The organism is Paenibacillus sp. AD87 (assembly GCF_001659845.1).
GTDB lineage: Bacteria > Bacillota > Bacilli > Paenibacillales > Paenibacillaceae > Paenibacillus > Paenibacillus marchantiae.
This window is the reverse complement of the sequence record NZ_LXQN01000007.1, coordinates 270514-290723: the sequence shown is the minus strand read 5'-3', so window position 1 is coordinate 290723 and position 20210 is coordinate 270514. Positions and strand designations below refer to the sequence as shown.

At 47.8% G+C, this 20210-nt stretch carries 16 protein-coding genes; all 16 read right to left on the bottom strand.

Features of this window, described 5'->3' with window-relative positions:
• Positions 1–38: 38 nt before the first annotated feature.
• The 16 genes from gpAD87_RS01405 to clpP all read right to left on the bottom strand — a co-directional run bounded on the left by gpAD87_RS01405 (position 39) and on the right by clpP (position 20067).
• On the bottom strand, positions 39–1511 hold the full coding sequence (locus tag gpAD87_RS01405; RefSeq protein ID WP_063566726.1) for a LysM peptidoglycan-binding domain-containing protein: 1473 nt from the start codon (positions 1509–1511) through the stop codon (positions 39–41).
• Positions 1512–1647: 136 nt separating this feature from the next.
• On the bottom strand, positions 1648–2556 hold the full coding sequence (locus gpAD87_RS01400; protein WP_064635821.1) for an RluA family pseudouridine synthase: 909 nt from the start codon (positions 2554–2556) through the stop codon (positions 1648–1650).
• On the bottom strand, positions 2553–3857 hold the full coding sequence (hemL, locus tag gpAD87_RS01395) for a glutamate-1-semialdehyde 2,1-aminomutase (protein ID WP_064635820.1): 1305 nt from the start codon (positions 3855–3857) through the stop codon (positions 2553–2555). Before hemL ends, gpAD87_RS01400 begins: the two co-directional genes overlap by 4 nt.
• A gap of 22 nt (positions 3858–3879) precedes the next feature.
• The gene (gene hemB / locus gpAD87_RS01390) at positions 3880–4881 is read right to left on the bottom strand and encodes a porphobilinogen synthase (RefSeq protein ID WP_063566723.1); all 1002 of its coding nucleotides are present in this window, start codon (positions 4879–4881) and stop codon (positions 3880–3882) included.
• Positions 4882–4988: 107 nt separating this feature from the next.
• Complete coding sequence (gene cobA / locus gpAD87_RS01385; RefSeq protein WP_064635819.1) at positions 4989–6551, bottom strand: uroporphyrinogen-III C-methyltransferase; 1563 nt, start codon at positions 6549–6551, stop codon at positions 4989–4991.
• 4 nt (positions 6552–6555) lie between these two features.
• Complete coding sequence (gene hemC, locus gpAD87_RS01380) at positions 6556–7512, bottom strand: hydroxymethylbilane synthase (protein WP_064635818.1); 957 nt, start codon at positions 7510–7512, stop codon at positions 6556–6558.
• 2 nt (positions 7513–7514) lie between these two features.
• Positions 7515–8207 (bottom strand): precorrin-2 dehydrogenase/sirohydrochlorin ferrochelatase family protein, encoded by a 693-nt coding sequence (locus tag gpAD87_RS01375; RefSeq protein WP_231952404.1) that lies wholly within the window; start codon positions 8205–8207, stop codon positions 7515–7517.
• Positions 8170–8997, bottom strand: coding sequence for a cytochrome c biogenesis protein CcsA (gene ccsA / locus gpAD87_RS01370; RefSeq protein WP_371121670.1), 828 nt, complete (start codon positions 8995–8997; stop codon positions 8170–8172). The genes gpAD87_RS01375 and ccsA overlap by 38 nt, the downstream gene beginning before the upstream one ends.
• 14 nt (positions 8998–9011) lie before the next feature.
• Entirely contained in the window at positions 9012–10400 is a 1389-nt protein-coding gene (gene hemA / locus gpAD87_RS01365) for a glutamyl-tRNA reductase (RefSeq protein ID WP_064635816.1), read from the bottom strand.
• A gap of 571 nt (positions 10401–10971) precedes the next feature.
• Complete coding sequence (locus gpAD87_RS01355; RefSeq protein ID WP_064635814.1) at positions 10972–11562, bottom strand: hypothetical protein; 591 nt, start codon at positions 11560–11562, stop codon at positions 10972–10974.
• A gap of 267 nt (positions 11563–11829) precedes the next feature.
• Positions 11830–12483, bottom strand: a complete 654-nt coding sequence (gene yihA, locus gpAD87_RS01350; protein ID WP_064635813.1) for a ribosome biogenesis GTP-binding protein YihA/YsxC — start codon at positions 12481–12483, stop codon at positions 11830–11832.
• A gap of 156 nt (positions 12484–12639) precedes the next feature.
• Positions 12640–14979, bottom strand: coding sequence for an endopeptidase La (lon, locus tag gpAD87_RS01345; protein WP_064635812.1), 2340 nt, complete (start codon positions 14977–14979; stop codon positions 12640–12642).
• An 86-nt stretch (positions 14980–15065) separates the two neighbouring features.
• A complete protein-coding gene (lonB, locus tag gpAD87_RS01340; protein WP_064635811.1) occupies positions 15066–16820 on the bottom strand; it encodes an ATP-dependent protease LonB in 1755 nt (584 codons plus the stop codon).
• A 169-nt stretch (positions 16821–16989) separates the two neighbouring features.
• Positions 16990–18087 (bottom strand): flavodoxin-dependent (E)-4-hydroxy-3-methylbut-2-enyl-diphosphate synthase, encoded by a 1098-nt coding sequence (ispG, locus tag gpAD87_RS01335; protein ID WP_063566714.1) that lies wholly within the window; start codon positions 18085–18087, stop codon positions 16990–16992.
• 123 nt (positions 18088–18210) lie between these two features.
• A complete protein-coding gene (clpX, locus tag gpAD87_RS01330) occupies positions 18211–19464 on the bottom strand; it encodes an ATP-dependent protease ATP-binding subunit ClpX (RefSeq protein WP_063566713.1) in 1254 nt (417 codons plus the stop codon).
• A gap of 12 nt (positions 19465–19476) precedes the next feature.
• Positions 19477–20067 carry an ATP-dependent Clp endopeptidase proteolytic subunit ClpP gene (gene clpP, locus gpAD87_RS01325; protein WP_024633993.1) on the bottom strand — a complete coding sequence of 197 codons (591 nt, stop codon included), beginning with the start codon at positions 20065–20067 and terminating at the stop codon, positions 19477–19479.
• Positions 20068–20210: the final 143 nt, after the last annotated feature.

Sequence of the window (20210 nt, the reverse complement as noted above, 5' to 3'; positions counted from 1 at the left end):
GATCACGGGTCGAAATGGTCATTAAACCAGCCTACAGGTTAAGGGATATATAGAATCTGTCCTTCTTCCACAACCTGTTCGGACAAACGATTATACAACTGGAGCTCTCGGGTACTTAACTGATATCGGTCTGCAATGGTATCGAGCGTCTCTTCACGCTGTACAATGCATAACTTCACCTTACGGAACGGGGTCTGATCGACAATGGTGCCGAGAAACAGGTTCTTCCACTCTACATCATCAGGCGGGTATGCTTCTTGCTGCTGGACTCCAGCAAGTGCCTCTTGCTCCCGTTCAGCCTCCGCCTCCCGTGTCACCCTGCCAGAGGATAACAAGGAGGAGATGCCTACGCCCTCTTCCTGCTTGGGTGCAGATTCTCTCTTGCTGCCAAAAGCAACCTTAAGCTCCGGCTTGTCTTCCGTCTCAGCCACAGGTTCAGGGATAAAAGATTCTTTTTCAGCGGGCTCATTCGTCTCCACCGCTTCAAGAGGAGGTGTGTTTTCCTCCGAAATTTCCGGTTCAGATGCTGCGAAGACATCCTGCCAGTTCTCTGACTGCGAACCTGCCGGAACATCTGCAACTGTCTGATCCTCCTGCTTTGGTTCAGATCGGGCAGATTCAAAATGCCATACGTCCGGCGCTGCCTGTTCATCCGAAGGCTGCAGATCCAGTTTGGAATCGGTCTGCTCCGAATTCCTTAGGTTCGTATGTAAGGTCTCGACGGAAGGCTCGGACCAGACAGACGACTCTTCAGCCAGAGGAAGCAAAGGCTCAGATTCAGGGTAAGAAGCCAACCTGTCGGCTGTCTCCGCTAAAAAAGACGAAACGGGAGAAGGCGTATCGGACAACACATCCGCTTGCGCTTCATCCTCCTTGTCCCTCAAGGACGAGGACTCTTCGTTTTCAGCTATTTTGCTTTGCTCCGCGTTCCCATCCCCTTGCTGCCAGGATTGAAACGGTTCGGAAGCAGCTTGAAATAGATGTTCCTGCTGTAACTCCTCTTCGCTCCGTTGAAGCAGATACTCCTGAGCAAACACATTGGGATAGCTGCCTGTCTGCTCTGTTTCAGCAGAACGGTCGCCCTGCTGAGGGTCGGGCGAATGTACAACGGTAAACTCATCTGCTGACCAGACCTGCGGTTCCTCCACCGGAAAGCCCTCGATACCGCGAAGCGACAATACGCCAGTAATGTTCAGACTTCGGTTGGATAACAAATCGACATCAAAATTTTCGATCTCAATGGAAATATCCTCAAGCGATCTTACCCGGTTCAGGGGTACCGTGATCTCCACCGGAATAAAATGTTTGAGTTCTTCCGAGATCTCGTTCTCTCCCCGATACGCACCTGTTAGCAAAAGATGGCCCCGCAATGTTGCATGATCATCCTGACCTATCACCTGAATGCGGGGATATAACTCAATTTCCTCCAGTTCCTCAATTGCAGGAACTCCCTCTGACAAATGAACGCGCTCATAAATATCGAACCGTAAACCATAAGGTTGATTCAACAAAGGTGGCGTCCTCCTTTCGGCATATGTTCACCATGATCCTTCTCATGGGACTGATCCATGGTCCAAATCCTTCGTTACCCCATCTATATGCCTTGAATGAGATGAGCATGCCACCTTTTGTGCAAACCTTCCCAGTTTATTGGTCCTTGCCTTCCCGTTGTACCAGTTGTTCGAAATCCTGCGGCCAAGGGTCTGCCACTTCAATTCGTGCACCTGTCAGTGGATGAGCAAAACTCAGTGTCTCACCATGAAGCGCTTGTCGACCAATAGAATCCCTTCTGCCTTCATATAACTCATCTCCGATGAGGGGATGCCCCGCATAACTTAAATGCACGCGAATCTGGTGTGTGCGCCCTGTATCCAGTGTCAGCCGGACAAGGGTCGCCCTATCCCATACCTCCACGATCTCCACGTGAGTTACAGCGTCCTGCCCACCTTCAGAGACACGCCTGCGTTGCTTGTGATGCCTGTCCTTCCCAATCGGAGCATCAATCCTATTCAGCTCCGTGGATATCTGACCGCCTGCAATGGCGACGTAATGGCGTCCAATGTCTTTACGGCGCATCGCTTCATCTAGTTTGGCGAGGGCAAAAGCATTTTTGGCATATAAAACAGGTCCAGTTGTGTCCTCGTCCAGACGGTGAACATGGCGTACATTCGCCTGAATCCCATTCATTTCGTAATAAGACGCAACCGCATGATCCAGCGTAATCGCTTGATCCGCCCGGCTCCCATCGGGATGAAGCTTCATTCCGGCCGGTTTATGCACGACCAGACAGAAGTCATCCTCATACAGAACATCGATATTCGCCCAACGCGGTTCAACATCGATCGGCTGAGACGCAAAAAGGGCCAGCCGAAGCCGGTCCCCTGCGAGTTGTATGCCTTGGTTCGTCTTTAGCTGACGCAACATTTTCTCTGGTAACTGAAGCTCAGACAAGAGCCATTGCTCTGCAGCCGTTTGCCTGTCTGAACTGCCTGTCACCGCTTTGCCTGGCATTAGCTCAAGCCATTCCCCACGACGTTTCCAACTTTTAATGGTCATAATGATTGAAGAGCCTTACGGTTTGCCTCGATTGTATCGTCAATATCCTGCTCCGTATGCACGCCAGAGACAAACATGCCTTCGTATTGGGAAGGTGCAACACTCACACCCTGATCAATCATCGCCGCAAAGTAACGACGGAATTGATCCAGATTGCTTTCTTTGGCAATATCATAATTCGTAACTGGAACAGCACTGAAGAATGGACATACCATCGAACCAACACGGTTAATCGTTATGGCTACACCTGTCTCTGCTGCATTCTTCTCAAACCCAGCCTGCAAGCGTGCAGACAGTGTCTCCAAACGATCATAGACCTCCGGTGTCAACAATTTGAGTGTCGTATAACCTGCTGCCATAGCCAGTGGATTACCGCTCAGTGTACCTGCCTGATAGATCGGTCCGGTCGGAGCAATCTGTTCCATCAGATCACGTCTGCCGCCATAAGCGCCCACCGGAAGCCCGCCACCGATTACTTTACCCAGACAAGTCAGGTCAGGTGTAACGCCATATCGTCCCTGTGCACAGTTCAACCCTACACGGAACCCGGTCATGACTTCGTCAAAAATGAGCAGACTGCCGTATTGAGACGTCAAATTGCGCAGGCCTTCAAGGAAACCTGAAACGGGTGGCACAACTCCCATATTACCTGCAACAGGTTCCACAATGATGGCAGCCAGTTCTTCACCATAACGTTCAAAAGCAAGCTTCACTGACTCCAGGTCATTGTATGGAACCGTAATCGTATTCATAGCCACACCTTCAGGAACACCAGGGCTGTCAGGCAGACCCAGTGTTGCTACACCAGATCCTGCTTTGATCAGCAAGCTATCGGCATGCCCGTGATATGATCCTTCAAACTTCAAAATTTTACTGCGTCCGGTTACACCACGTGCCAGCCGAATTGCACTCATGGTTGCTTCCGTACCGGAATTCACCATTCGTACGATATCGATCGAAGGCACACGCTCACAGACGAGTTTAGCCATCTCGGTCTCCAGCAGTGTTGGCGCACCAAAGCTTGTTCCTTTAAGGGCTGTCTCACGCAAAGCTTCCACAACGTCAGGATGCGCATGTCCCATAATAAGCGGACCCCAGGATCCCACATAATCAATAAAAACATTGCCATCAATATCATAGATTTTGGAGCCTTCTCCGCGCTCTGCATAGATCGGGGTAAGCCCCACCGATTTGAACGCCCGAACGGGACTGTTCACACCCCCAGGTATGTACTGCTTGGCTTCTTCAAATGCGCTGCGTGAGCGCTCATCATTGCGACGAGTTCCTTGTTGTGCAGTCATGAACATCCTCCTTAAAATAAATTTATTTCTCGGCCAACCAGCGTGAAGCGTCTTTTCCGTAGTACGTAATAATCATATCTGCCCCCGCACGTTTCATACTCAGCAGAATTTCCATGGCCACTTTCTTCTCATCAATCCACCCTTGAATCGCCGCTGCCTTCACCATGGCATACTCTCCACTTACGTTGTAAGCAACCAATGGAAGATCAAAATTGTCCTTGATCGTACGCATGACATCCAGATAGGACAATGAAGGTTTCACCATCAACATGTCCGCGCCTTCGAGCACATCGGTTTCGGCTTCACGCAATGCTTCACGCGCGTTTGCCGGGTCCATCTGATACGACTTTCGATCTCCGAATTGTGGCGTGGAATCCGCAGCTTCGCGGAATGGACCATAGAATGCCGAAGCATATTTTACGGAGTAGGACATGATTGGAATGTGACTGAAGCCATTCTCATCCAGTCCGGCACGAATCGCTTGGACAAATCCATCCATCATGTTGGATGGTGCAATGATGTCCGCTCCAGCTTTAGCCTGGGATACCGCTGTTTTCACGAGCAGCTCCAATGATTCGTCATTGAGAACATCTCCGCAAATGTGACCGTCCACTTCCACGGTGTGCACCATACCACAATGACCGTGATCGGTGAATTCGCACAGACAGGTATCAGCAACAACCAGCAGCTCAGGATACCAGGACTTAATCAGCTTCGTTGCTTCCTGTACAATACCATCTTCAGCGAATCCAGACGAACCAACACTGTCTTTGGTTTCAGGAATACCGAATAAGAGCACAGCCGGAATACCCAGATCGGCAATCTCCTTCACTTCTTCCTGCAGACGATCCAGCGAGAAGCGGAATACGCCCGGCATGGATTTGATTTCGGATTTTACATTTTCACCATAAGTAACATAGATGGGTTGGATAAAGTCATCCACAGTCAAATGGGTCTCTCTCACCATATTGCGAATACCTGTGGATTGACGTAAACGGCGATGCCGCACAATTGGAAAACTCATACGTGTGAAACCTCCCTGAATAGTAATGTGGAGCAAAAAGCGAAGCGCGCCGGTATCGTAACGAATTCAGCACGCTTCATCTATCGATTGCGGTTCAATTTATAGGTTTAACGGGGAAATACAGCTTCTGTAGCAGGCTTTCGTTTCCACTCAGACAACACAGAAATCAGACTCTCAATGGTTGCTTCTTCGGCCATCATTGTGACCTTCAAGCCTGCTGCTTCTGCCGTCTTCGCTGTAACAGGCCCAATACACGCAACCTCAACATTTTTTAATAAAGGCACGGGGTCCTGCAATCCCATCCGTTTCAGAATATTCATGAAATTGGTGACGGTGGATGAACTTGTGAAGGTCATCGCATGAATGCCGCCCTCTTCAAGCAGCTTCAGCAGTTCATCGTCATCCTCTCCAGCCAGAATGGTGTCATAGATAATCGCCTCGGTGACCAGAAGTCCCCGCTCCCTCAACTGTTCAGGCAACCAGGAGCGTGCGAGATCTCCATGCGGTAAAAGAACCCTCTGCCCTTCCTTCAGTTCACTTTCAAAAGCTTCAAGCATACCTTCGGCCTGAAATGGTCCTTGGATGACTTCCGCCACGATGCCATACTTACGCAAAGCTTCTCCAGTGGAAGGCCCTACCGCCGCAATTCTCGCTTGATGAATGGAGCGAATATCTTTCCCCTGTTGCTGCAAATGACGGAAGAAGAATTCCACCCCGTTTACACTCGTGAAAAATACCCAGTCAAACGTATTTAACGCACCAAAGGCCTGTTTGACACTTTCCTGTGCCGACTCCCCTGATGGCATCACGGTCTCAATTACCGGAAATTCATAAGGTTCACCGCCAAGTTCCTCGATCCGGTTGACCAATTCACTAGCCTGACTGCGTGCTCGCGTCACCAAAATGCGTTTGCCAAACAGCGGCAGTGCTTCCGCCCATTTCAACTGTTCACGCTGGTTCACCACCTCACCAACAACAATGACAGCGGGTGGTTGAAAATTAGCAGCGATGACTTTTGCTTCAATATCTTCAAGCGTACCTGTAATCGTATCCTGCTCTGCTCTTGTTCCCCAGCGAATCAATGCCACTGGTGTTTGCGCCGGGCGTCCGTGTCGAATCAACTGTTCGCTGATATATCCAATTTTGGAGACGCCCATCATAAATACCAGTGTGCCTGTTGCATTCGTCACTTTATCCCAATGAATACTGCGGTCAAGCTTGTCCGGACTCTCATGCCCCGTAATGATGGAAATAGAGGAAGCATAGTCGCGGTGGGTCACAGGTATTCCAGCGTAAGCAGGTACACTTATTGCTGAGGTTACACCAGGTACGATTTCAAAAGGAACGTCGTTTTTGCGCAGCAGATCAGCCTCTTCACCTACGCGTCCGAATATCGTGGGGTCTCCCCCTTTAAGCCGGACCACAACCTTGCCTTCCAGTGCGAGATCAACCAACAGCTGGTTGATTTCTTCCTGCTTCATCGTATGTCGATCCGGCCGTTTACCCACATATATCTTAACCGCGCCGGGCTTCATTTGTTTGAGTAATCTTGGACTAGCCAACCTATCGTAAACAACAGCATCCGCTCGACCGATCGATTCCCAGCCTTTTACCGTAATCAGCTTCGCGTCCCCTGGACCTGCACCAACCAAAAAGACCTTCCCCACCATGTCTTCATCCCCTAACTTCTGCCAGTATCTGCTCTGCTCCCCGTTCAATCAATCTCCAAGCCACTTCTTCCCCAAGACGAACCGGATCTTTGCCCGTCATCGCTTCTTTAAGAATCAGTCCACCGTCCGGCGTACCGACCATACCTGTTAATTGTAACGTGTTTTGTCCATTCGGGGAATCTGCATCTTGCTGTTTCACCCATACGGCATGAGCTCCAATCGGAACCTGACAGCCCCCATTTAATACACTAAGGAAGCGACGTTCAGCCAACACAGGAAATGCGGTTTCCGGATCGTTATACAACTGCAACAGATGGAGCAGTTCCGCATCGTCTTCACGGCATTCAATGCCAAGCGCACCCTGACCTACTGCGGGAAGACAAGCTTCTTCTGATAGATATTCCGTAATCCGATCCTGCCAGCCCATTCGATACAGACCAGCGGCAGCCAAAATAATGGCGTCCAAACCTTCTGTCTCCAGCTTGCGCAGACGGGAATCGATATTGCCACGAAGCGATTCGAGTTGCAAGTCTGGACGGTATGCTTTCAATTGACTGGATCGACGCAGACTGCTCGTCCCCACTCTTGCACCTTCTGGCAATTGATCCAATGTGAGTCCACCATTCGAAATTAGTGCATCACGAGGATCCGCACGGCGCGGAACAGCACCGTTCGTCAACCCTTCGGGCAACTCGGAAGGCATATCCTTCATGCTATGAACAGCCATATCAATCGTACGATCCATCATCGCCTGTTCAATCTCTTTGACAAACAGTCCTTTGCCTCCGACTTTGGACAGGGTTACATCGAGAATTAAATCTCCTTTTGTAACAATTTTATGTACTTCAAAATCAAAAGCTAATCCTTCCCGTTCACAAATATCACGTAAATCTTGAATTACATGGCCTGTCTGGGTCAAAGCAAGTGCGCTTTGTCTGCTTCCCACTTTAATTATCCGCATGTCTACATGTCCTCCTGATTATGGGATATCCAGTCCCCAATTTGTTCTTCGGTCCACCACTTAAACTGACCTGCACGGATCTTTTCCAGTACATTCATTTCGGTTAAACGACGGAGTAATTTAGCTCTGACACCTGGTGAAGATACACGTGCCTTTACTTCCATCCTCATCTGATACAAAAATTCAATATATGTCTCGTACTCATCTCCGAATTGCTGTTCCAATGTGTCACGAATTTCCGCTGCGGCCACAGGCCCTGCTCCAGCGGTCGATATCGCAATGCTCAGTCTTCCACGCCTGACCACACTTGGTGTAATAAAGGTACTTCGCTCAGAAGATATGGCGTCATTAACCAGTATACCCGCATCTTCAGCTTCTTGGACAACAGCTGTGTTTACTTCACTATGGTCCGTTGCTGCATATACGAGAAAGGCCCCCCGCAAATCTCCATTGCGGTAGGACCGGTCCAGCCATTGAATTCGGGAATCATGATGCAATTGTTGTAACGTTGGCGTAACTTTCGGACTAATCACCTTAATTTGTGCTTCCGCATGAAGCAAACCTTTTATTTTACGTTCAGCAACCCGTCCGCCTCCAACCACGCAGCAGGATTTCCCTGATATATCTACAAATATTGGCGTGTACCGTTCCATCCCTTCACTCTCCCGTCCAACGATGAAACGCTGAATACGCATTGGATAAAAAACTGATAATGACAAAGCCGTATCCGATCAGCGTCCATCTCGCCATAATAACTGTGGAGAACTGTTTTCTTCTCTTAAAGACGAAGTACCCCACATAGATCGCTATGGCAAGCCCCGTTGCAATAACCTTGAGATCCAAGAGCAGGCTCCAGCGCGTTTCGGCTACAATGGACAATACCGCGAGCATGATAGAAACACCAAGGAGAGGTGTGCCAATCAGTGTAGCCCCATCCATATATTTGCCGATCACTTCGAGACTCGGCAGACGACGTACGGTATCATTCCATTTCTTATTCTTCAGCTTGCGGTGCAAAAACAGATATAACATGGCAAATACAGCACCCACCGTCAAAGCCGCAAAACCAAGATTGGCCAAGGTGATATGCATAATAAGCAATCCATGCACTGTCTGCCAGTTATGCAGAGATATCTCACCTGCTGTAAACCACAACCGGTTCAACACTGTAACCGAGAAACCAACCACGTTCAGCAACAAAATGACAAATTCGGAACGTTGGATACGAGTCATCACTAGAGACATTAGCACGATGCTAAATGAAAATATAAACAAAAAATCAAACGTGGTGTAGATTGGAAAATGCCCTTCGGTTAACATACGTAAAATGACATGGAACACCTGAAGTGCCCATACAACAACAAGAAACCCTGTGCCTGTCCGCTTCGCCCCCGCATTGCGTCGAATGCAGTCCGAGAAATAGAACAGTAGGCTCAGGGCATACATATAGATTAAAGCTTCATAGATTTGTTCAGCTAGGGTCAAGCTGCCCACCCGCCTTATACGCCTGCCGGAGCATAAGCCGGCACGGGGTCTTGCCGGGAATCGTTAAGATGAACGGCATCCGGTTTGCGCAGAGCCGTGGCATCGCTCTGATTTACTTTCTCAGCGGCCACCTCTACTGCATCCTCCAGAGCAAAGATCTGAGTAAACATGCGCAGCGCTTCATCACCATGCTTGGTACCAGCCATTTCCTTAATCCGGTTAATCGGATCTGTCGTCATTTGATTCACGATGCTTTTCGTCAGACGGCGGATAACTTTACGCTGATGTTCATCCAGTTCAGGCAATTTATTAAACAGACTATCCATCGTTTCTTCATGAATGGAAGCACCTTTCTCCTGCAATGCTCGAATGACAGGACGAACGCCCAAGGTTTTGAGCCATTGATAATAATCTTCCATCTCAAGTTCAATCATTTTCTCGATCTTGGCAGCTTCCACCTTACGCATCTCCAGGTTGCTCTCCACGATTCCTTCCAAATCATCAATATCATAAAGGAATACATTGGATAACTCGCCGATCGCAGGATCGATATCCCGCGGAACAGCAATATCAATCAAGAACAGTGGACGCGATTGACGACGCTTCATGCTCTCTCGAACCACAGTGGCATCCAGTACATATCTTTCGGCCCCCGTCGAACTGATGACAATATCAACCTCGTTCAGTCGCTCTAGTGCCTGTTCCATCGTACAAGGGGTCCCCCGAAACTTCGCTGCCAATTCCTCAGCTCGCGCAAGTGTCCGATTCGCCACAATGACTTCGGAGGCTCCATTGGTATACAGATGTTTTACTGTAAGTTCACTCATTTTGCCGGCACCCAGAATCAGCACCTTCTTATCCGTGAACATACCAAAGATACGCTTGCCTAGTTCTACAGCAGCATAACTTACAGATACCGCACTCTCTCCGATCGAAGTCTCTGAATGTGCCCGTTTGCCCAATGTAACAGCCTGTTTGAACAGCATGTTAAACCAGGTCCCAGTAGCTTTCTCTTCCTGTGCTTTGAAAAAAGCCTGTTTCACCTGTCCAAGAATCTGAGTCTCGCCAATAACCATCGAGTCCAGGCCACAAATGACACGGAACAAATGACGCATGGCTTGATCATCTTCATATATATATAAGTGTTGCGTAAATTCTTCCCGCGGAACATTAAACCATTGTTCCATGAACGTCCGAATAAAATAACCACACATGTGAAGACGGTCTACCACAACATACAACTCGGTACGGTTACATGTGGCTACGATTACACCTTCCAATACACTCTTGGTCAGCTTGAGCTGCTGCAGCGCTTCAGACAAGTCCTTTTCTGCAAATGTGAATCGTTCCCTAACCTCTACAGGCGCCGTGCGATAATTCAAACCAACGACAACGATGTGCATTGCAAGTTCACCTGCCTAATAAATTTCCAATCAAAGTGTTTTCTACATATGTTCATCCATTTATGATTGACATGGTTAATTATATCACACATCCATACTATGACCGGGCCATTTTTATGAAATGTTTATGAAATCCCCATGTAAATCATCTTATGCATTGTCATTTATTGTAGTGTCTCACCAATCTTCACCGTTATGCGTTAAATACTTGTTTTAATGATAAAGATTCATGAAAATCCCATATAAAACAAATAGCCATGGATGGCTCCATGACTATTCAGGTTTGGGATGATCTTCGTTCCATCCCGATATGTGAACATTATTCATGCTGTCGTTATTCAATCACGTTTCTTTGCGTACTTGGTTCCTATATTCTTTTCATTTCAACGAGATTAAAAATAACATCTATCCAAAGGGAATGCAACCCCTTAAGGAAGATCAAAATATAAAAGATTACGGACCAATCAAGCTCCCAAAATTAAAAAATCCCCTTTCGCAGCTGCCTGGAATGTGCCAGATCAGAGCATTAGGGGATGGTTAGTTAGCTACTTATATAATTCACAATTTTAGGTCAGTAGGCTTCAAGCTCAAACAGCCGTTTCTGGTGGCGAGCAAGCTTTTTATCAATCTGCTGGAGTTGATCAGAAGTAGAAGCATCCATTCTTGTATCGAGTAACGAATCAACCTCGGCGTATAACCGGTTTATCTCGCGTTCAATATCTCGTGCCTGGAACACACGCTGCAATTCAAGCAACGTATTTTTGTATTCGTAGATGACACGGGTATTCTCGCCGGTCTGCTCCACAATTTTACGGACAACGCCTTGAGTATAAACATACGTCATGGTGAACTCCTCATAAATGCGATGAACAACGCCATCACCCCTAAAGGTCATAAAGAGCTTCCGGACTACGTTCGTCAGATAATGGTTTACCAGGCGGCAAGATAACTCACAGATGTAAAACCCTTCCCTACGGTCAAAAGGGAAATGAACTTCTTCTCCACTCACATCTACGAGCACAATTTCCTGGCAGCCATTCTCCATCACCTTCACTCGTTGATGAATCCGGCCATCTTCTGTCATGCGTAAAAACTGATGCATCTGGGGTTCTGACAATTTCAAAGTGGCTTTAACATACTCTGTGGCTAATCGCTGAGCCATAAAAATCTCCTCAATTCTTTCCCGATTGTTTTGTCTTCCTGCACATGTGGCAGTGATCTCAAAATTCTTCAGGTCGGCAAGGCCGCTACTTTGGTACTGTTGGCACAAATGCACCTATACTCATTATACACTACCGTATAGCTATTTCGCCCCAAAATAAAACAATGAATGTTCACGAAAATCCATAAAATATGGATTAATCCTTGATCCCATTAAAGATCCACCCCAGTTGCTTGCTTTCCTGCATCAAAATGGCGTAATTCCCGGTTATCCGTTAATTTCGTTCTTTTCGTGATTTTCCTCAGCCTGTGGCTCTTCTTCCGCTGAAGCTTGACCGATTCCGGCAAAGCGGGTAATGATCTCCCATAATTCTTCTTTTCCTAAACCTTCTTCCGATGAAAACGGTACAAACAGATCACCCGGGCGAAGATCCAAAGCTTCCTTGATGACTTTAATATGTTTGGCTCTACGCGTTTTTGGAATCTTGTCCATCTTCGTCGCAACCACTACCAAAGGCAAGCCATGATGGCGGAGCCACTCATTCATCATCATGTCATCCTTGGACGGTTCATGTCTCATGTCCACCATCTGCATGACAAGCTTCAATTCCTCGCGTCCCAACAAGTACTTCTCCATCATTTTGCCCCAGGCAAAGCGTTGCTCTTTGGAAACTTTAGCGTAGCCATATCCCGGGAAATCGACGAAGTAGAGATCCTGATTGATCTTATAATAGTTCAGTTGCTGTGTCTTACCAGGGGTAGAACTCGTCCGTGCCAAGTTTTTACGATTAATCAAACGGTTGATCAAAGATGATTTCCCTACATTGGACCGCCCCGCTAAGGCAATCTCGGGCAGGCCGTCCTCGGGGTATTGTTCAGGCCGAACGGCACTGATAATAAATTCGGATTGATTTACTTTCATAATGTATCTGTCCTCTCTTTAACTCCTGTGCTCTTACTTAGAGCTGCTGTTGGTATTATGCCATGGATTGTTCTATCATACCAAAAAAACCGTTCCAGCGGACGCCAAAGCTTCCGCAGAACGGTTTACTCTTCATACGATCCCTCGTTTAACGGACTACAGGTGTATTCCTGCCTGTTCCACAAGCGCATGTTGCAGCACCTGATCCATATGGGCTACAGGAACAAATTCCACATCTTCTTTGATGCTGTCCGGAATATCCCGCAGGTCCCGTTCGTTATCCTTGGGCAATAATATTTTTTTGTAACCGGCGCGGTGGGCCGCCAGTGATTTTTCCTTAAGTCCGCCGATTGGCAACACACGGCCACGCAGCGTTATTTCTCCAGTCATGGCAATATCTTTGGAGACATGTTTGTTCGTTAGAGCAGAGATCAACGCAGTCGCCATTGTAATTCCTGCGGATGGTCCATCCTTTGGAATGGCTCCTTCCGGAACGTGGATATGGATATCGTTCTTCTCGTGGAAGTCAGACGGGATGCCAAGCTGTGCAGCTTTGGATCGGGTGTAGCTGAATGCCGCCTGAGCCGATTCCTTCATGACATCGCCCAGTTTACCTGTCAGCGTCAGCTTGCCTGTACCAGGTACAACGGTAACCTCGATCACGAGGGTATCTCCACCCACTTCAGTCCACGCCAGTCCCGTCACAGTACCAATCTGATCTTCCAGTTCGGCCATACCGTAGCGGAATTTACCCGGACCAAGGTAATCCTTCACTTCATCTGGTGTAATGTTAATCTGACCTTCCACACCAGACACGATGTTTTTGGCCGCTTTCCGACACAACGAAGCCATCTGCTGTTCCAGATTCCGCACGCCGGACTCTCGTGTATATTCACGAATGACACGCAACATGCTGTCATCCCCGATATTCAGCTGATCTTCTTCCAGACCATGATCCTGTTTCTGTTTCGGCAGCAAATAGTTTTTGGCAATTTGCAGCTTCTCCAGCTCGGTATACCCCGGAATATTGAGCATCTCCATCCGGTCCAGAAGCGGACGTGGAATGTTATGCACTGTGTTGGCAGTTGTAATAAACATAACGTTAGATAAGTCAAACGGCAACTCTACAAAGTGGTCACTGAATGTGTTGTTCTGTTCGGGATCAAGTACTTCAAGCAACGCTGCGGAAGGGTCTCCACGGAAGTCCGAAGCCATTTTGTCGATCTCGTCCAGCAGGAACACCGGATTGAGTGAACCCGCCGTCTTCATGCCCTGAATGATGCGGCCTGGCATTGCACCAACATAAGTGCGGCGATGACCGCGAATTTCTGCTTCATCTCGCACGCCACCCAACGATATTCTGACGAATTCGCGTCCAAGGGATCTGGCGATAGAGCGGGCAAGCGACGTTTTCCCGACCCCTGGAGGTCCAACCAGACAGAGGATCGGTCCTTTAAGCTTTTTCACCAGCTTCTGAACAGCCAGATATTCAAGCACGCGTTCTTTCGGTTTTTCCAAACCGTAGTGATCTGCATTTAACACATCTTCAGCCTTTTGAATATCCAGATCGTCAGCTGTCAGCTGCGTCCAAGGCAGTCCCAGCAGCCAATCCACATAGTTGCGGATAACGCCACCTTCGGCAGAACTTGATGGCATTTTCTCCAGCCGATCAATTTCTTTCTCAACCTTTTCCTTCACCTTGTCCGGCAAGCCAAGAGCCTCCATCTGATTTCGGAGTTCCTCAACCTCCCCGGCACGGCCTTCTTTCTCACCCAGCTCTTTTTGAATCGCCTTCATCTGCTCACGCAGATAATACTCTTTCTGGGTTTTCTCCATCTGTTTCTTCACGCGCTGGCTGATTTTGCGTTCGAGCTCTAGCACTTCCCGCTCATTGTTCAGGATGTCCAGTAGCTTCTCCAGCCGTTCACGAACGTCAATGGTCTCCAAAATCTCCTGTTTGTCCTTGATCTTCAAAGACAGGTGACTGGTGATGACATCGGCCAAGCGACCTGGTTCTTCAATATCAGACACAGCCGCAAGTGTCTCAGGTGTAACCTTTTTGGACAGATTAATATAATTTTCGAACTGGTTCAGAACTGTACGCATCAGCGCATCCGTTTCTGGATGACTGTTCTCCTCTTCAGGAAGCTCTTGAGCCAGAACCTCATAGTATTCCTCGTTGTCCGTATATTCAATGATTTCAGCCCGTTCCAAGCCTTCCACAAGTACACGAATCGTCCCGTTTGGAAGCTTCAGCATCTGTCTGACCTTGGCAACGGTTCCGATTCTGAAAATGTCCTCTTGTGTTGGTTCTTCAATATTTACTTCGGCTTGGGAACATAGGAGAATCAAATGTTCTTCTACCATCGCTTTTTCTAAAGCCTTGACCGATTTCTCCCGGCCCACATCGAGATGCAGTACCATACTCGGGTAGACGAGAAGTCCTCTTAAAGGCAGTAAAGGAAAACGACGACCTTTCGCTTTACTCGGTCCCATCGCTTTCGCACCTCCAATGGCTCTCAGGTTGTAGTCATTCATTATTCTATCAAATGTTCACATAAAAAACCAATGAAGGGAAGCGCTTAGCAGCTTCCCGAATCTGTAACCTGTCCTGGACGGGGCAAGTCAGCACGTAAATAGGATGCGGATGCCGGCGGGAAAATCTCCGGTGCAGGTTTCGCTGTCTCCTCCGCAAGGTTGATTTGTTTGGCTTGCTCCTCATTAGGCACCCAGTCAAATACTTCTCGGAATACGTCTTCAACGGTATCGACCGGGATAACTCGTAAGCCATCCAGATTTTCAAAGATGGACTGCCAGTTCTCTGCCGGAATAATGACCGTTTTGGCGCCCGCCTGGAATGCAGCCTCCACTTTGGCGAGTACACCGCCGATCGGTTTTACCCGGCCATGAATACTGATCTCGCCAGTCATCGCAGTCTCATGGTCAATCGGACGCCCCTGGATGGCTGATGTAATGGCTGTCGCCATAGCAATCCCCGCAGATGGGCCATCAATTGGCGTTCCACCTGGGAAGTTGACGTGTAAATCATAGTCGTTAGGACGAATGCCCATGGCCTTTAATACGGTTATCACATTTTCAACCGAGCCTTTAGCCATGCTTTTTCGCCGGAGTGTACGCGAACCGCCTCCAATCTCTTCTTCATCCACAACTCCCGTAATGTTAATTCGTCCCTGATCTCGAAGAGCCGGAACAGCGGATACTTCGATCTCCAGAATGGTGCCCATATTCGGTCCATATACGGCCAAGCCATTCACAAAACCGATCTGTGGCCGCAAAGGCACCTTGCGATCTGGCCGGGGCTGAATCTGGCTGCTGCCAGCGACCCATTCCACATCCGACGCCTGCAGCGTTTCACGTTTTTCAGTCAAGGCCAGCCCAGCAGCGAGTTGAATGATATTGACCGCTTCACGGCCATTGGTTGCATAGCGCTTAACCACATCAACTGCTTCTGGACATGGACTGAACCCGATTTTCTGTACAGCGTCTTCCGCAATTTGCCCGATTTCTTCCGGCAGCAATGGACGGAAATAGACCTCCATGCACCGCGAGCGCAAGGCTGGAGGCAGTTCATGGGACGATCGAGTCGTCGCTCCGACAAGACGAAAATCGGCTGGCAGACCATTTTGAAAAATATCGTGGATATAAGCAGGAGTATGCGTGTCTTCCGAGTTATAGTACGCACTTTCCAAAAACACCTTGCGGTCCTCCAATACTTTCAGCAGTTTATTCATCTGAATGGAATGCAGTTCACCGATCTCATCAATAAAAAGCATCCCTCCATGCGCTTTGGTAACGGCACCGGGTTTCGGCTGTGGAATGCCTGCTACGCCCATCGCTCCTGCTCCCTGATAGATCGGATCATGCACTGAACCAATCAAAGGGTCAGCAATACCCCGTTCATCAAAACGCGCCGTCGTGGCGTCAAGTTCCGTGAATTTGGCATCGGCCTTGAAGGGAGATGACGGATTCTTTTTGGCTTCTTCCAAAACCACCCTTGCAGCAGCTGTTTTACCTACCCCTGGAGGTCCATATATAATGACATGCTGAGGATTAGCACTGCATAGCGCGGCTTTAAGGGCGCGAAGTCCGTCTTTTTGCCCTACAATGTCATTAATGGTTGCCGGACGTGTCTTCTCTGACAGGGGCTTGGTGAGTGAAATGGAGCGCAACTTCCGCAGCTTCTCCAGTTCCTTGCGGGATTCACGCTCCACCGCACCGCGATTCGTTTTCTGCCCTCGAAGTAAATTCCAGAAATACAAACCGATCACCACACCAAAAAATAACTGAATCATCATTATGACCATACCAAATTCCATGTCTCAACATCCTCCTGTTCTATCCCTATTCTCATACGAGATCATGCTAATACTTGGTAGTATAGCCTTTTCACCGAGACGTAAACGGGTGATCAGGAAATTGTATGTTTGAGAACAAAAAACAGCCCGTCAATGCTGACGGACTGTTACAAAACGATATATAAATCAATCAGTGCGAGCGGCCAGGAATAACGCCTGTCGCTTCATAAGACTCCACGATTTTGTCGATCTCTTTTTTCAATTCCTCAACCATGATCTCTTCTGGCACTTTACGGATCATTTTACCATGACGGAATAACAAGCCTTCTCCGCGTGCACCGGCAATACCGATATCCGCTTCCTTGGCTTCACCCGGACCGTTAACAGCACAACCCAGCACCGATACTTTGATCGGCACCTTAAGTTTGGAGATATACTCTTCCACTTCATTCGCAATGGAGAACAGATCGATATCCAAACGGCCACAGGTAGGACAGGAAATCAGCGTAGCTGCATTTGAAATCAGACCAAAGGTTTTGAGCAGGTCACGAGCAACCTTGATCTCTTCAACCGGGTCCGCACTAAGCGATATCCGCATCGTCGAACCAATGCCCATGGATAACAAGGCACCCATACCGGCAGAACTTTTGATTGTACCAGAGAACAATGTACCCGCCTCGGTAATGCCCAAATGCAACGGATACTTGATGATCTCAGCCGCTTTGGAATAAGCCTCAATCGCCATCGGCACATCCGATGCTTTGAGAGACACGATAATATCGTGAAAATCCAATTCTTCTAGAATACCAATGTGATAAAGTGCACTTTCTACCATAGCATCAGCTGTTGGATAACCATATTTTTCGAGCAAATGGTTTTCCAGAGAACCTGCGTTTACCCCGATCCGAATCGGAATACCCTTCTCTTTACAAGCTTTGACGACTTCCTCTACTTTGGAGCGTTTACCGATATTGCCGGGATTAATCCGCACTTTATCGATGCCGTTCTCAATCGCAAGGAGCGCCAGTTTATAATTAAAATGGATATCCGCTACGAGCGGAATATTAATCCGTTTTTTGATTTCCTTGATGGCTGCTGCAGCTTCCTCATTGTTCACCGTTACACGCACCACTTGGCAGCCTGCTTCTTCCAAACGCAAAATCTCTGCCACGGTTGCCTCAACGTCTGCCGTTTTCGTTGTACACATGCTCTGGATGATGACTTCGTTGCTGCCACCAATCGTTAAGTTACCCACTTTTACGGGTCGTGTATCTTGTCTTAAAAACATGAGTGATTTCTCTCCCCACAACGTCAAAGCTCCACCCTGACAGAGACATGAATTCGCCTTCTGCCAGGAGTGGAGAACTGACAAGTCTATATTTCAGTGTTGAAACGGAATATTCGCCTTTAGTTAGGCACTTTCTTCCTGCTTGTCGTCCTTGGATTGGCTCAGTTCAGGCACGACTCTCTTCTCAACGACCTCTTCGGTAATGACACAGTTCGTAACATCATCACGGGAAGGCACTTCGTACATAATCTCAAGCATAATGCCCTCGATGATTGCACGTAGTCCACGTGCACCCGTGTTACGTTTAATGGCTTCCTTCGCAATCGCCAGCAATGCTCCTGGTTCGAACACCAGATTCACATTATCCAGCTCAAGCAGTTTTTGGTACTGTTTCGTAAGCGCATTTTTTGGCTCGGAAAGAATCCGTACCAATGTGTCTTCGTCCAGCGGCTCCAAAGTGGAGATAACTGGCAAACGGCCTACAAACTCCGGAATCAGACCGAATTTCAACAAGTCTTCCGGCAATACCATACCCAGATATTCACCTGGTTTAAGATCTTTTTGTTCCGCAACGGTATTAAAGCCGATGACTTTTTTACCGATCCGGCGTTTGATCATTTGCTCGAGACCATCGAAGGCACCGCCACAAATGAACAAGATGTTGGTGGTATCAATCTGGATGAATTCCTGATGTGGATGCTTACGACCACCTTGTGGTGGTACAGAAGCTACAGTTCCTTCCAGGATTTTCAAGAGCGCTTGTTGAACACCTTCACCCGATACATCACGTGTAATGGATGGGTTCTCGGATTTACGCGCTACTTTATCAATTTCATCGATATAAATAATGCCGCGCTCTGCTTTTTCCACATCATAATCAGCAGCTTGAATCAGCTTGAGCAGAATGTTCTCTACATCTTCGCCGACATAACCTGCTTCCGTCAATGAAGTTGCATCAGCAATAGCAAAAGGAACATTAAGGATTTTGGCCATCGTTTGCGCAAGCAACGTTTTACCAGAACCCGTAGGTCCTAACAGCAAAATATTACTTTTTTGCAATTCAACATCCTCAATCTTACTTTGTGTGTTGATCCGTTTATAGTGATTGTAAACCGCTACAGACAAAGATTTCTTCGCCTGATCCTGACCAATGACGTACTGGTCAAGAATGTCGCGGATTTCTTTCGGTTTTGGAATATCTTTGAGGTCCAGTTCTTCGTCATGACCGAGCTCTTCCTCTACGATTTCAGTGCACAGTTCGATACATTCATCACAAATGTAAACGCCCGGTCCAGCGACCAGCTTGCGCACCTGTTCCTGAGATTTACCGCAAAAAGAGCATTTCAACTGCCCTTTCTCATCGTTAAATTTAAACATGAAACCACCCCTTTAGGAATTGATCGGTCTGCTGAGCACCTGGTCAATAATGCCGTACGTTTTGGCTTCTTCAGCACTCATGAAAAAGTCACGGTCTGTGTCCCGCTCGATTTTCTCAAGGGGTTGACCTGTACGATCGACGTATATTTGATTCAGTTTCTGACGTGTTTTAATAATCCATTCTGCGTGAATTTTGATATCCGCAGCCTGTCCTTGAACGCCGCCAAGCGGCTGATGAATCATCACTTCGCTGTTAGTCAGCGCATATCGTTTGCCAGGAGCTCCGGCTGTCAGCAATAACGAGCCCATGCTTGCTGCCATACCTACGCAAATGGTCGATACATCCGGCTTGATATATTGCATCGTATCGTATATACCCATCCCTGCGGTGACAGAACCACCAGGTGAATTAATGTACAAACTTATATCCTTCTCAGGATCGTCGGCTGCCAAAAACAAAAGCTGCGCTATGACAAGATTGGCTACATCGTCATCAATCGCACTGGTTAAAAAGATAATGCGATCCTTCAGCAAACGCGAATATATATCGTAAGACCGCTCGCCTCGATTGGTTTGTTCAACAACCATTGGCACCAGACTCATGAGACCAACCTCTTTTCTACATGTAATTAGACATAGGCTACCTGTAAAGCAAACCCAAATTCATTCTAACACGTTCCTGTGACAATGTCATTTTTCACAAGTGGTGTCAAGACGGAGTAAGTTTACTTTTTTGCCTGATCATA

Coding starts and splice junctions, on each gene's coding strand:
- gpAD87_RS01400 (WP_064635821.1), bottom strand. CDS start 2,556: ATGACCATTAAAAGTTGGAAACGTCGTGGGGAATGGCTTGAGCTAATG.
- hemL (WP_064635820.1), bottom strand. CDS start 3,857: ATGACTGCACAACAAGGAACTCGTCGCAATGATGAGCGCTCACGCAGC.
- hemB (WP_063566723.1), bottom strand. CDS start 4,881: ATGAGTTTTCCAATTGTGCGGCATCGCCGTTTACGTCAATCCACAGGT.
- cobA (WP_064635819.1), bottom strand. CDS start 6,551: ATGGTGGGGAAGGTCTTTTTGGTTGGTGCAGGTCCAGGGGACGCGAAG.
- hemC (WP_064635818.1), bottom strand. CDS start 7,512: ATGCGGATAATTAAAGTGGGAAGCAGACAAAGCGCACTTGCTTTGACC.
- gpAD87_RS01375 (WP_231952404.1), bottom strand. CDS start 8,207: ATGCGTATTCAGCGTTTCATCGTTGGACGGGAGAGTGAAGGGATGGAA.
- hemA (WP_064635816.1), bottom strand. CDS start 10,400: ATGCACATCGTTGTCGTTGGTTTGAATTATCGCACGGCGCCTGTAGAG.
- gpAD87_RS01355 (WP_064635814.1), bottom strand. CDS start 11,562: ATGGCTCAGCGATTAGCCACAGAGTATGTTAAAGCCACTTTGAAATTG.
- yihA (WP_064635813.1), bottom strand. CDS start 12,483: ATGAAAGTAAATCAATCCGAATTTATTATCAGTGCCGTTCGGCCTGAA.
- lon (WP_064635812.1), bottom strand. CDS start 14,979: ATGGGACCGAGTAAAGCGAAAGGTCGTCGTTTTCCTTTACTGCCTTTA.
- lonB (WP_064635811.1), bottom strand. CDS start 16,820: ATGGAATTTGGTATGGTCATAATGATGATTCAGTTATTTTTTGGTGTG.
- ispG (WP_063566714.1), bottom strand. CDS start 18,087: ATGTTTTTAAGACAAGATACACGACCCGTAAAAGTGGGTAACTTAACG.
- clpX (WP_063566713.1), bottom strand. CDS start 19,464: ATGTTTAAATTTAACGATGAGAAAGGGCAGTTGAAATGCTCTTTTTGC.
- clpP (WP_024633993.1), bottom strand. CDS start 20,067: ATGAGTCTGGTGCCAATGGTTGTTGAACAAACCAATCGAGGCGAGCGG.